The 12,706-nt window shown below is 34.2% G+C and carries 11 protein-coding genes and 1 riboswitch; of the genes, 6 read left to right on the forward strand and 5 right to left on the reverse strand.

Annotated elements, in window-relative coordinates:
- Positions 1–56 precede the first annotated feature (56 nt).
- Both HPT25_RS17180 and HPT25_RS17185 read left to right on the forward strand, forming a co-directional pair.
- Positions 57–257 carry a cold-shock protein gene (locus HPT25_RS17180; protein WP_173066788.1) on the forward strand — a complete coding sequence of 67 codons (201 nt, stop codon included), beginning with the start codon at positions 57–59 and terminating at the stop codon, positions 255–257.
- A gap of 364 nt (positions 258–621) precedes the next feature.
- Positions 622–1,071, forward strand: coding sequence for a S1 domain-containing RNA-binding protein (locus HPT25_RS17185; protein ID WP_173066791.1), 450 nt, complete (start codon positions 622–624; stop codon positions 1,069–1,071).
- Positions 1,072–1,223: 152 nt separating this feature from the next.
- Here the strand turns inward: HPT25_RS17185 and HPT25_RS17190 are convergent, their stop codons facing one another.
- Positions 1,224–1,517: a hypothetical protein gene (locus tag HPT25_RS17190; protein ID WP_173066794.1), complete on the reverse strand. Its 294-nt coding sequence runs from the start codon at positions 1,515–1,517 to the stop codon at positions 1,224–1,226.
- Positions 1,518–1,856: 339 nt separating this feature from the next.
- On the opposite strand from HPT25_RS17190, the gene HPT25_RS17195 reads away from it, so the two are divergent.
- On the forward strand, positions 1,857–2,372 hold the full coding sequence (locus HPT25_RS17195; protein WP_173071219.1) for a CarD family transcriptional regulator: 516 nt from the start codon (positions 1,857–1,859) through the stop codon (positions 2,370–2,372).
- Between the two features lie 140 nt (positions 2,373–2,512).
- On the opposite strand, the gene HPT25_RS17200 is transcribed toward HPT25_RS17195, so the two are convergent.
- Entirely contained in the window at positions 2,513–3,562 is a 1,050-nt protein-coding gene (locus HPT25_RS17200) for an NAD(P)-dependent alcohol dehydrogenase (protein ID WP_173066797.1), read from the reverse strand.
- 1,242 nt (positions 3,563–4,804) lie between these two features.
- A riboswitch (cyclic di-GMP riboswitch) is annotated at positions 4,805–4,893 on the forward strand.
- Positions 4,894–4,976: 83 nt separating this feature from the next.
- Here HPT25_RS17200 and HPT25_RS17205 point away from each other — a divergent pair.
- The 3 genes from HPT25_RS17205 (at position 4,977) to uvsE (HPT25_RS17215) (ending at position 10,003) form a co-directional block, all read left to right on the forward strand.
- Positions 4,977–7,352 (forward strand): EAL domain-containing protein, encoded by a 2,376-nt coding sequence (locus HPT25_RS17205; RefSeq protein ID WP_173066800.1) that lies wholly within the window; start codon positions 4,977–4,979, stop codon positions 7,350–7,352.
- A 694-nt stretch (positions 7,353–8,046) separates the two neighbouring features.
- Complete coding sequence (gene uvsE, locus HPT25_RS17210) at positions 8,047–9,000, forward strand: UV DNA damage repair endonuclease UvsE (protein WP_173066803.1); 954 nt, start codon at positions 8,047–8,049, stop codon at positions 8,998–9,000.
- A 37-nt stretch (positions 9,001–9,037) separates the two neighbouring features.
- Positions 9,038–10,003: a UV DNA damage repair endonuclease UvsE gene (uvsE, locus tag HPT25_RS17215; RefSeq protein WP_173066806.1), complete on the forward strand. Its 966-nt coding sequence runs from the start codon at positions 9,038–9,040 to the stop codon at positions 10,001–10,003.
- 381 nt (positions 10,004–10,384) lie between these two features.
- On the opposite strand, the gene HPT25_RS17220 is transcribed toward uvsE (HPT25_RS17215), so the two are convergent.
- From HPT25_RS17220 to HPT25_RS17230, 3 genes are all read right to left on the reverse strand, one after another.
- Positions 10,385–10,624 carry a YusG family protein gene (locus tag HPT25_RS17220; protein WP_173066809.1) on the reverse strand — a complete coding sequence of 80 codons (240 nt, stop codon included), beginning with the start codon at positions 10,622–10,624 and terminating at the stop codon, positions 10,385–10,387.
- Between the two features lie 131 nt (positions 10,625–10,755).
- Entirely contained in the window at positions 10,756–11,211 is a 456-nt protein-coding gene (locus HPT25_RS17225) for a hypothetical protein (protein WP_173066812.1), read from the reverse strand.
- A 12-nt stretch (positions 11,212–11,223) separates the two neighbouring features.
- Positions 11,224–11,994, reverse strand: a complete 771-nt coding sequence (locus tag HPT25_RS17230; protein ID WP_173066815.1) for a hypothetical protein — start codon at positions 11,992–11,994, stop codon at positions 11,224–11,226.
- Between the last annotated feature and the right edge of the window lie 712 nt (positions 11,995–12,706).

A 12,706-nucleotide genomic window follows, 5' to 3' on the forward strand; every position in this document is an offset into this window, starting at 1 on the left:
CTGAGAGCAAGGATAGTATTACATTGTGTGTATGTACACACTAGGAGGCAACTCAAATGGAAAAAGGTAAAGTAAAATGGTTTAACAGCGAAAAAGGCTTCGGATTCATTGAACGTGAAGGTGGAGACGATGTATTCGTTCATTTCTCAGCGATTCAAGGCGAAGGGTTCAAAACTCTTGAAGAAGGTCAAGCAGTGACTTTTGACGTAGAGCAAGGTCAACGTGGACCGCAAGCTTCAAACGTTCATAAAGCTTAATCATAAGAACGAATAAAAAAGACTCTTATACTGGAGTCTTTTTTTATTTCCTTAATAAATGGCTATGTTAAAGAACATTGTTGATATTTAAACACTGTTGATTTCCGCTCCAGGCACGCCCTCGGACCGCTCGTACCTGGAGCGGAAATCAACAGCCAAAAGCGCCAATAAAATAAAAACCCCACTCACGAATGAGCAGGGAATGTAAAACGGTAAATCAAATGGTAAAATCAGTGTAGCATACAATTACGATTTTTCCTAATGATAATATTATCCTGTTGAAAGTTTTCTTGAAATTGTTATTTTCATATTAATTTGTTATAATAAAGTGTTTTTAACATTTTTGAGGGGGAACAACATTTTTATGACAGTTGAAATAGGTAGCAAAGTACAAGGTAAAGTAACAGGAGTAACTAATTTCGGAGCTTTTGTGGAATTACCGGATGGGTCAACAGGTCTTGTGCATATCAGTGAGGTAGCGGATAGCTATGTAAAAGATGTAAATTACCATCTCAAAATAGGTGATCAGGTTGAAGTAAAAGTGGTTAGTATGAAAGACGGAAAAACTTCCCTGTCTATCAAACAAGCTATAGAAAGACCTGAAAGACAAACATCTTCTTACTCACAACGCCCTTCACGCCCGGGAAGAGTGGAAAACCGTTCCAAGGACTTTCGTTCAAAAGGTAATTTCAAACCTAAGGAAAGTTTTGAAGATAAAATGGCTCGTTTTTTAAAGACAAGTGAAGAAAATTTGTCTACCCTCAAAAAGAACACTGGAGCAAAACAGGGCGGTAGAGGTGGAAGACGAGGATAAATAATTACGATTTTTAAAACTACATCATCTTAAAGAAGGCAAGCCTGAAATTCGCTTGCCTTCTTTAATGTAATTTAACAGTTAAAAAACAATATCATAGCAATCATGTCACAGTTACTATTAACTTTTTTATCTGATATGGTCAAAAAACATTAAAGCTTCCAAGTTGGAAACTCACTATCTTTTTGCTTCTCATACTCTTTCATTCTGGAGTATGCGTTAGATAGTTTAGACACGATAAATCCTTGAGGACTCGAGATTTCTATACGATCGTTTAACTCTTGAATTCTAATATTCACAAACATGTTGGCTACCTGTGCTAAATTTTCAATAGTATCCATTAATTCGGGGCGGTCATTATAATTACTTTTAGCTATGAAGTAAATATAATCCAGTTTATTTTTAATGCTTTTAAGCGTTTCGATATCAAACTGTTGATTTTGCATAAGTTTTCACTCCTCATAAATACAGCATATGGAAGCAAAAGAAATTAAGTACCAAAAACAATAAATAAAAGAAATGGGAGAGCAAACCAACAAGTCAAAATTCTTTATTTACTAATCGTTACTCGAAAGCAATATACATACATCCACCATATCAGCATATTTTGCTGTTATACAAAAGGAGGATAACTAAAGGGTATGATAAGTGGGAAATAATGGGTAAAATTCGTTGGTGAAAGTTGTAAAACGGAAAGAATTGTCTGAAATCATAAATTGTCAACTTTTTATTGACATTAAATGATTGATGGTGATAAAATAATCATTTTTATATTTAATTGTTTTATGGTATGCTTAAGATGTCTTAAATTTGGAGGTGGCAAGTTGTTTCAAGTTGGTGATTGCATTGTTTATCCTATGCAGGGAGCAGGAGTTATCGAAGCAATAGAATTAAAGGAAATACAAGGGAAGAAACAGCCGTATTATATAATAAATTTGCATATAAATAAAATGCAAGTCATGATTCCTATTGCCAAAATAGACAAATTACGGGTTCGCTTAGTTACCGATATAATTTCTCTTGAAAATGTATTAGACATTTTCCATCATGAACAAACCGACTCATCTCTTTCGATGAAAGAAAGATTCAAGATCAATACAGAAAAGCTTAAAACAGGTAATATCCTAGAAGGAGCCCAAGTTGTACGTGATTTAATGCGGATTAACAAAATTAAATCACTCAATTCAAGTGAAAAGCAGATGCTGGAGAGCGCTCGAAAAATCTTAATCAGTGAACTTTGTTTAATAAGAGGAATCTCTGAAATCCAGGCAATGGATTTATTACAAAACAAGATTGGATAAGTGCTTCTACTTGAAGTTTACCTTTTAAGCGCTAATTGTGAAAAAATCTTCAATCACTCAATTCAATATTTATTAAAGTGTATTCAAAAAGAGGCACACCTTGCAGGTGTGTCTCTTTTTTATGTTGCCAGCAATACCAGTTATTCATTCTCCATCGTGCTGATGTCGATCACAAATCGATACCGGACATCTGAAGCTAGTACGCGCTCCCAGGCTTCATCAATCTGATTGGCGGAAATAACCTCAATCTCTGGAGCAATTTGGTGCTCAGCACAAAAGTCAAGCATTTCCTGCGTTTCACGAATCCCGCCAATCATCGAACCAGCAAACGAACGACGATGACCGATAAGTGAGAATACGTTTACTGCCAACGGATCCGCTGGTGCACCGACATTGACTAGTGTACCGTCCAGTGCAAGCAGCGCAAGGTAGGCATTAATATCGATCTTAGCGCTCACTGTATTTACGATGAGGTCAAACGAACCAGCCAGTTTATGAAACGTCTCTAGGTCACTTGTGGCATAATAATGATCCGCGCCAAGCCGCAAACCGTCTTCTTTCTTCTTCAATGATTGTGATAAAACAGTAACCTCTGCCCCCATAGCGTGAGCAAGCTTTACAGCCATGTGTCCCAGCCCGCCAAGTCCAACAACAGCAATTCTTTTGCCAGGTGCAGCTCCCCAACGGCGAAGCGGCGAATATGTTGTGATGCCAGCACACAATAACGGTGCGGCTGCGTCAAGCTCAATACCGTCAGGAATTCTAACCACAAAGTCTTCAGTTACGACGATGTGTGTGGAATAGCCACCCTGTGTATATTGGCCGTATTTGTCGATCGCTCCATACGTTCCTGTCATTCCATTAAGGCAATACTGCTCCTCTCCCTTATGGCAGTTATCGCACTCACCGCAGGAGTCAACCATACAGCCTACCCCGACTCGGTCACCCACGGCAAACTTTGTAACTTCCGAACCAACCTGGGTAACAATTCCAGCGATCTCGTGTCCTGGAACAAGAGGATAGTTTACCGGCCCCCACTCGCCGCGAGCTGTATGTATATCAGAGTGACAAATACCAGCATACTTAATCTCAATAAGGACATCAAGCGGCTGTAGATCCCTGCGCTCTATCGCGGTAAGTTTGAATGGACCTTCTGGACTAAATGTAGCACGTGCATTAGCAGTAATCATATTTAACCTCCTGCAATCCATGAATTATTGGTTTTTTACAGATATGTTGGTGGGGATTATCGGATAAATACCATTCACCAACATCTATAAAAAATTATAAATGGAAGTAAGATACATTCAATGGTTAAAAATACGCAATTCGTTGATTAAGCAACAAATAGATTGAAAATGTTGATTATCTGAATGAAAGATTGGTTATATCATGATAGTCTAATATAAAAATAAATGTAATTAATCTAGCAGTCTATGTTAAAACAAAAAATATATTGCTATTCTTTTTAGGTGCATAAAACAAAACGAATTTCTGTTAAAATTTTCATATATAAGAATTTGTATATCATTAAAACATATTTTGAAAGGAATGAAATGCTAGAAAGAAGGAGAGTTAGATAATCTTTTATTGATTCAGAAAGAGACAAATGTACTAGAAAAAGTAAAACAACAAATATCAGAGGAAGTATATAAATGAATGGAAGAAAAACAACTTTCGGCTAGAAAAATTAGCGCAGCAGTTAGAAGGAATAGGCTCTGCACAAGTTTCAAGAATAGTGAACGGAGAAAATTACAATATTAATACCCTAATTGAAGTATTAGATTTTTTAGATTTAAAAATTAATTTATCTAAGAAAAAAAGAGTGAAAGTTATTTGAGTTAATTTTTTTAGTATAGGAAAATACTAGGATTATTTTTATCCTATGTCCCTTTTGAACATAGAGTTACATAATTTGATTTATTATGAGATTTATTTGATATTACGTATCTTCATAATAAACAGAACCCTTATTTCAACTTATATAATTGTATGGAAAAGACTCATTAAGTTCGGCAGGAATTTGTATACTTTAAATTTATGCAAGTAGAAGAATTAATTTGAAAATTAGTTTAATAAGTAGCCAATAAACAGTTGAGTTAAGAGGCCGCAGTAATCCACGTTTACTATAATTGTGTGATTAATGCGGTTTTTTTGTTGAAATTCTGATCATAAATTTGGTTTCATAGAGTATTACGTATTGAGCCAATTGAAAAAAGTAAAAAAATATTACAAAGCCTATTTAACTATTGTTCTAGGTGGAATCTAGGAATATAATAATAGTAAAAAACGACCATAAAATAATGGGCTATCTGGTATGGATGAAAACGTATGGTAATCAAGAAATAAGAAATATAAAAAAGTTTGAGGGAAGTATCATCAAAATTAGTTGCAAAACCAGAAACATTGAAACTTTTTTAACATATGGGGTTTTTATATATGGGCAAACTTACCGAAAGGTAAGGGCGCAAAGCTATGGGTCTAAGGTTCTATTGCGAACTATGATTGCCAAGTTGCCGTAATAGAAAAAGAGCGGCTATGTAATAATAGCCGTTCTTTTTTTAGTTAAAAACGTTTTTTACTAACGAAGAGGAGTATACCAGCATGAGAATTAAACAGAAAGTCCTCATATTTATGAGTATTCTAACCATCTTTTCATCCATAGCCTTTTTCATTATAGTGAAGTTTTTTATTCTTAATACTTTTGAAGACGTTGAAAAAGAATCAATGATTAAGCAATTAAATACAGTTGTCTTTAATCTTAATAATACTTTAAATGAAATCGGCGACAATCTTTTAAACTATTCGAGTTGGGATGACACGTATTCATTTATACAGAATTACAATCCAGATCGGATTAAAAATAACCTATATATTCAAAGTAATTATGTTAACTCTACCTTTTCATCTCATAATTTAAATTTAATTGCGATCATCAATACTAAAGGGAAAGTCGTGTATGGTAGTTCATTTGACTTAAAACAAAATAAGGAAGTTCCCATTTATCCGGATTTCTTTTCTCATATCCCATCCAGAACTTCTTGGTTGTTACAACATTCGAATCCAAAAAGTGTTAAGAAAGGAATCATCTCTCTTAAGGAAGGTCAAATGCTTGTGGTATCTGCACCGATCGTAACAAGCAATTTTAATGGACCCATCCGTGGTACGATAGTTTTTGGAAGACTATTAACAAACTTCGAGATCACCTCTCTTTCAAAGAAAACTCAAAGTTCTCTTGAATTTTCTTCTTATAATAAAGCGGAAGTTCCAAAGGATGTTGAAGTGGCACCTACTATTGATCAGGTGATTAACTATATATCTTCTAAATGGATCCATATTGATGGTGAAAATAAAATTTCAGGATACGCTTTGATTCCTGATATTTATGGGCATCCGGCATTTGTTCTACATGTAAGTTCCAATAGAATGATTTATAATTTATGCAAATATAGCGTGATTTACTTTTTCTTATTTGTTGGGGTACTGTTTCTATTAATGGTCACTTTTATTGTGCTATTTTTAAATAAGTCTGTCATTTCTCGAATAAGATACTTGATACAAAACATAAATGAAATTATTAATAATAAAGATTTTTCAAAAAGAGTAGCATTTCGGGGCAATGATGAAGTAGATCATCTTATTCATAAATTTAATATGATGATGACTTCTTTGGAACATTATGAGGAAGTAATTAAAAAACAAGCTTTCTACGACCCATTAACTCATTTACCAAATCGCGCCTCGTTTTACGATAAGTTAATGCAACAGATTCAACTATCTAAACGAAACAATAGGAAGTTTTACGTCCTCTTTATTGACCTAGATCGTTTTAAGTTTATTAATGACACATATGGTCATGATTATGGAGATTGGATACTGCAGCATGTTGCCATTCAATTAAATCAAAGTGTTCCCAATGGAACCATAATTTCTCGATTAGGTGGTGATGAATACACCATTTTAATGGAGGATTATTTGGGAGAAAATGAGATTGAAACCATTATTTCCAGCATTCAAAATAATCTTTCAAAGCCATTTATCATCAATAACCATTCCTTGCATGTAACAGCATCCATTGGAATGAGTGTTTATCCAGATCATGGCGAGGAACCGGAGGTGCTGATTAAACATGCAGATATGGCTATGTATTCTGTAAAACATAATGGGAAAAATAACTTTCATATGTATTCTGCTCGGTTAGAGCGCCGCATTTTAGAAAGTGATTTAAATCATGCACTGCTAAATAACGAGTTTACTCTTCTGTATCAACCACAAATTAGTGTTAATACTGGTTTGATGATAGGTGCAGAAGCATTGATTCGCTGGAATCATCCATCACTTGGTGTGATCTCACCGAATGAATTTATTCCTATAGCAGAATCGAATGGATTAATAAACGAAATAGGTGAATGGGTTTTACGAACGGCATGCAGACAAAATGTTATGTGGCAAACTTCCGGGTATTCACCTGTTACAATATCTGTTAATGTTTCTGTAAAGCAATTATACCGAGAATCTTTTACTGAACTTGTGAAGAATGTTTTATATGATACCGGGTTATCTCCAGAATATTTAGTTCTTGAGGTGACAGAAAGTGTTCCGCTCGAAAATTATGACGAGGTCATAAAAACATTTATACAATTGAAGAACCTTGGTGTAAAAATTGCTATCGATGATTTTGGAAAAGGATACACATCTCTGCAATACTTGGAAAAATTCCCATTGGATTATATTAAATTAGATAAATCATTAATTGACAACCTCAAAATGGGAATGGAAAGTGTCACTGTAAAAACCATCATTGAATTATGTAAAGCATTAAATATATCTACAGTAGCAGAAGGTGTAGAAACAAAAGAACAATTCCATTCCCTTTCAAATTATCAATGTGATAAAATTCAAGGTTATTATTTTAGTAAACCGCTAAGTATAAAGGATTTTGAGAAACTTATGCAATCATCTCAACTAAAAAGCAGGTGATATTTTCTCTCATATTCTTTTAATAATTTCTAGTTTTCCTTTTGACCTGTTTTGCCATTTTTAAATCTGCGTCTGGAGTTTTAAAACAGCAGTTGAGGCGATGAAGAAGGTTAACGTGTTACCGGATCATAATTGAATATGAAGAAACATTGAGCCCTCAACATGTGTGAGGGCTTTTTTTGGAACATTTCCTATATTTTTATTTTGCATTTTACAAATGGATTTAAAGTAAGCGAACCACTGCAAAAAAGATAGAATCTAAATATTGACGTTGGGTACTATAGTAAAGAACCTGATTATAATGAGGAAAGAACATCAAGATCAGTTATCCATCAGTTATAAAAAATAGCAAAAAAATCAACGATCACCATATAATATGGCAGTTAAGGCAAGATTAGCTTCCCATTTGGAAAATCTACAGCTCAAATATAAAAGTGCTCATGTTGCTAAAACCTCTTCTCTGCTTTGTTAAGTTAATCATAGGAAGATTAAATTGATTGCCAATACTTAAATATAATTCCCTGGTTGCATCGGAATGTGTCAAAGTTTATTTCGTTTATCAACAGGCATCCATTCAGTGGTAAAGGGAAAACTTTATAAGGAAGCATATGCTAAAAAATTAATTCTAAATAGATGCTTTAAACTGGTAAATTTATTGTTAAAGTTTTTACTGTAATATGAAGGAGAAAAATAGATGAAGATCCGTTTTGGGTATGTAGCCAATGCATTAGGTTTATGGGATGCGAGCCCTTCCAAAACATTGACTTTTACTCGCTATTCAGCTCTTTCTAAAATGGAGCGAATGGACAAACTTAAATCTGTAACAGCACAAAATTTGCAGCATACGAAAAGAATTTTGCATTATAATATCGCCCACGAAATCCACTTATATCGATTTTCAAGCTCGCTTGTCCCTTTGGCAACCCACCCGGAAGTGCTGTGGGATTTCGTTACACCCTTCAGAACCGAGTGGGAAGAACTTGGGCAGCTAATCAAACAATTTGAGCTTCTCCCAAGTTTTCATCCTAATCAATTTACCCTATTCACCAGCACTCGGGAAGAAGTGACCATGAATGCTGTATATGATATGGAATATCATTTTAAAATGCTCGAAGCGATGAATGCACTAGAAAGGGGGATTATAAATATTCATATTGGCGGAGCGTATGGGGATAAAGATACCTCATTAAGACGTTTCCATCGGAATTTTAAAAAATTGCCCAATACTATTAAAAAACACATAACACTTGAAAATGATGATAAAACCTATGATGTAGAGGAAACACTGATTACTTGTGAAAAAGAAAAGGTTCCAATGGTTCTTGATTATCATCATTACGTGGTAAATAAAGGAGAGGTTGACCTCTCACAGTATTTACCACGAATATTTAATACATGGAATAGCTTTGCTACAGTGCCGAAAATCCATATTTCATCACCTAAGTCAGACCAAGAGTATCGTTCACATGCTGATTTTGTCTCTTTAGATTTTATCCTCCCTTTCTTAAAAATGACAAAGGTGCTTGATCGGGATTTTAATATTATGATCGAAGCCAAGCAGAAAAACCTTGCTATGTTAAAACTCATAGAAGAAATCGCTTCTATTCGAGGAGTCAAACGAATATCCGGCGGAGAGGTGGAATGGTGAACGGGAAGCCAAATTACTTTAGAATGAGGTGGGTAAAATGACGATTGTACGTCTAGGTTATGTAGCAATGAGCATGGAATTAAAAAACGCATCACCTTCACAAACCATGACATTTAAGCAATTCCAAAAGATTGAAGACAGGGAAGCTGCTATTCGTAAATTGGAACGTATTTCGTTATCGAATTTACAAAATACACTTAGAATTCTAAAGCATAATGCAGCATCTGATATCCATTTTTATCGTTTTTCTTCCCGCCTAATCCCTCTAGCAAACCATGAAGAACTACTTGATTGGAATTATTTGAAGCCACTAAATAAACTGCTGCGTGAGATTGGTGATTTTGCCAATAAACACGAAATAAGAGTTGATTTTCATCCGGATCATTTTGTGCTCATTAATTCCATGAAGAAAGAGATTTTACAAAATTCCATCCAAACGTTGAAGATGCATTATTTATTATTAAAAGAGATGGGGATTGAACCAACTCATCGCTGTGTCATGCATGTGGGAGGCAATTATAAGGAGACGGATGTATCGCTTGAACGTTTTATAGATAATTGGATGGTCGTCCCGAGATCGATTCAAAAAATGATTATGCTTGAAAATGACGATACTTCATTTACCCTGGAGGATACGCTTTACTTATGTGAAAAACTTGAAATTCCTCTTGTTTTTGATTATCATCATCATCTTGCTCACCATCGAAATGCTGATTGGGAAGTTCATTGGAAACGAGTCATCCAAACGTGGAGACATTCTCCACTTCCCGTAAAAATGCATATTTCCAGTCCAAAAAGCCAAAAAGAATTTCGCTATCATGCTGATTTTGTTGATATAAATATGTTCTTTCGGTTTTTGAATGCAATTAAGGGCAGTGTTTTACAAATTGACTGCATGATTGAAGCAAAAAGTAAAGATGAAGCCTTGTTCCATTTAATGGAAGAGATTAAGGGCAGGAATGATGTGGAAGTCATTAATGGCTCTTCATTTTATTTAAAATGATAGGGAGAGCTATCAATGATGTTATTTGCTAATTCTGACTAGATTTCGGCCTTTTCAAATTGTATTTCAAGGAATACATAGTTCGGATGATTCGGAAGATAGAGAGCATATACATTAATTACAACAGTTACTTCACAGGATGAATTGAAATAACAGAGAAACAGCACCTCAATTCGTAGGTGCTGTTTCGTTGTCAGGAAACTAATAATCCATTGATCGAACAAAAAGACTTGTGTTTATTTTATTAAACCAGCAACACAGTAATAGGAATAAAGAGGGCAATCATAATTGAAAGCCGCATGCTTTGACCTACTGTATGCACTCAATCAATAAAATTTTTAATACGGGTTTTCACATTCAATTGGATAGTATTTTATAAAATTAACACCAGCCACCATTATCACAATCCGTATATTTTGCATCTGGTTGATCGGTGACCGTGACATGCTGATAAATTTTTGTGTGTTCTGCTTGAAAGTGATGTTCTAATTCAATCTGTATATTTTCTGGAAGATTTATTTTTCCAATCGGGGTATTCTCTAAGAATAATTCTATTTCTCCATTCTTGATTTTACCCGTTACTCTGTCTGTTACATCAATTTTTTGTTGTTTTAATGCCATACTCTTTCCACCTTCTCATCATTAAGTATAGGTTCCCTTTTTTTAAAGAAAGGGATATGAAAATTAAATGAAAACGATGTTTGTTGACGCTTATTTTCTTTATTTCAGGCTTAAGGTACATCAATAAATATCTATTGGGTTTTTATTTTCGTAATCCCAAGTGCAGAATTTTCCCATAAGATTTTTTCGACTGATTCCCATTGATGTTCTTCGCATCTTACCATCAGAACAATTTCAGCTGTGATTTTTTTTAACCCTTTTTTATTCTTTTTAACGATGATCATTTTAATAAGAAACCCTAAAAGTAAACCACTTACGGCTCCGATAATCCCCCATATAATAGGACCCCATTTTAGAACATACCCGTATATAGCTCCTAAAAGCATGAAACACGTTCCTAAGATGGCTCCTCCATCAAACAAGCTAAATCCATCCGACTTATGAATCGTATCAAATAGTTGTCTTGGTTCCGTCCGCTTATCAAGTGGTGCAGCTAATATTTTTTCTTTTGGGATCTCTTTTTGTTCAAGGGCAGAAATCGCTAATTCAATAAAAAGGCAATTTTCGAAAGTAGCAATAACAAACAAATGTTTTCACACTCACTTTTTTATTGGGAACTCAAAATTTTTATCCTGATATGTCTGTCGCAGATATTTTGACATTTCTTTTTCGAATAATTTGTTATTTTCAATGGCTGAAATATAGGCATCGTAAATGATAAACAAGTAAATTGAAGGAAAATAAAGTGTCCATTGCATATTCAGAACTTGTTTAGCCTGTATAAAATTCCCTACCATTGTGAGGTGGATAGATTCCAGAATATGCCCAAAATAACAAATTGATACGGTATAGATAAAGATGAAAAAACCGGATATAACATTATGGAGATAAAGCTGCCCAAGACCAGGGAATAACGCTGACCAGCATAAAGCAATCCATGGCTTTCGTTTATCCATGTAGTTCATGTCCCATGATCCCATTTTGATATTTAAGATAGGGGCATCCTCACGATCTGCTAATAAATATTGTTTGTTTAAATCGACGGTTGTTCGATAACTGTCCCATATTCCAAACATATAGATGGCCACATAAAAGATTAGCCATTTTTCATCCAATACTGCTTTAGCTTTGTTAAACTCCCCTAATAAGGAATAGAAAATGCCAAGGTTTACATTTGCCTTTCGGTTGATAAACGTCTCCCAAATAATCAATGTAAAGGCAGATGCATATCGATGCTGTAAAAAATGGCCAAATCCTGGATAGGAAAATGAAAAAAAGGCTACAACCCAAGGGTTTTTTAAATGGAGTTGTGTTGTAGTCAATTGAGAGAAATATGCCCTTTGTCTTCGGAAGGGAGGAATTTGATTCATAAATTGTTCCTCTTAATTTTAAAAGTATTTAAATTTATATTTACCAGTTGGGGGATATTTATCCATTAAATGTAAGATCTAAAAATATAGTTGATCAATCGTTATACCACCCTATACTTTTCATTCTATTTCTTATAAGAATATTCTTGAATATCCTTTCCATAGTTGTAAGAATCAATGTAATTAGGATCATTTCCATTACCTGAGTTAAGGGAACTGGTATAATTTATGAAAAATACGTATTAAGATACAAGTGACGTGATATTAATGAAATCTTCTTTAAGCTACGAGTACCACGACTTTTTAACGGTTTAGTAAATGATTGGTTAGATCGCGTAGAAGATTTTCTTATCTGATTCTCCCTTTTTCATATATATAATAAATAAATAAATAAAGAGGGTTCCTGCAATAAAAGAATATTGAAGAACCCCTATGTTAAGTCTTATTAGATTAAGAGGATTTTTACTAATAAATAGAGGGAAGGAAGTGAAAATAGGGACAGGTAATAAAAAAATAATTACCACTTGACTGATAGGAATTATATGATTTAGAATATCATTAAAGATTTCCAAAATTTATATAAGCCGACTGGATAACTGGAGGCTCCCAATTCAAGACATTTGTCACCTTGAACTGGGAGCCTCTTTGTTTTTCTTCATGCCTTTTAAATTAGAAAGGAGATGAAAATGTGATCAAAACTATAAATTTTTCA

It is taken from the genome of Neobacillus endophyticus, from assembly GCF_013248975.1.
Taxonomy (GTDB): Bacteria; Bacillota; Bacilli; order Bacillales; family Cytobacillaceae; genus Neobacillus; species Neobacillus endophyticus.

Excerpts from the sequence above, each read along its gene's own strand:
- HPT25_RS17180 (WP_173066788.1), top strand. The coding sequence starts at position 57 with ATGGAAAAAGGTAAAGTAAAATGGTTTAACAGCGAAAAAGGCTTCGGA.
- HPT25_RS17185 (WP_173066791.1), top strand. The coding sequence starts at position 622 with ATGACAGTTGAAATAGGTAGCAAAGTACAAGGTAAAGTAACAGGAGTA.
- HPT25_RS17190 (WP_173066794.1), bottom strand. The coding sequence starts at position 1,517 with ATGCAAAATCAACAGTTTGATATCGAAACGCTTAAAAGCATTAAAAAT.
- HPT25_RS17195 (WP_173071219.1), top strand. The coding sequence starts at position 1,857 with ATGGTATGCTTAAGATGTCTTAAATTTGGAGGTGGCAAGTTGTTTCAA.
- HPT25_RS17200 (WP_173066797.1), bottom strand. The coding sequence starts at position 3,562 with ATGATTACTGCTAATGCACGTGCTACATTTAGTCCAGAAGGTCCATTC.
- HPT25_RS17205 (WP_173066800.1), top strand. The coding sequence starts at position 4,977 with ATGAGAATTAAACAGAAAGTCCTCATATTTATGAGTATTCTAACCATC.
- uvsE (WP_173066803.1), top strand. The coding sequence starts at position 8,047 with ATGAAGATCCGTTTTGGGTATGTAGCCAATGCATTAGGTTTATGGGAT.
- uvsE (WP_173066806.1), top strand. The coding sequence starts at position 9,038 with ATGACGATTGTACGTCTAGGTTATGTAGCAATGAGCATGGAATTAAAA.
- HPT25_RS17220 (WP_173066809.1), bottom strand. The coding sequence starts at position 10,624 with ATGGCATTAAAACAACAAAAAATTGATGTAACAGACAGAGTAACGGGT.
- HPT25_RS17230 (WP_173066815.1), bottom strand. The coding sequence starts at position 11,994 with ATGAATCAAATTCCTCCCTTCCGAAGACAAAGGGCATATTTCTCTCAA.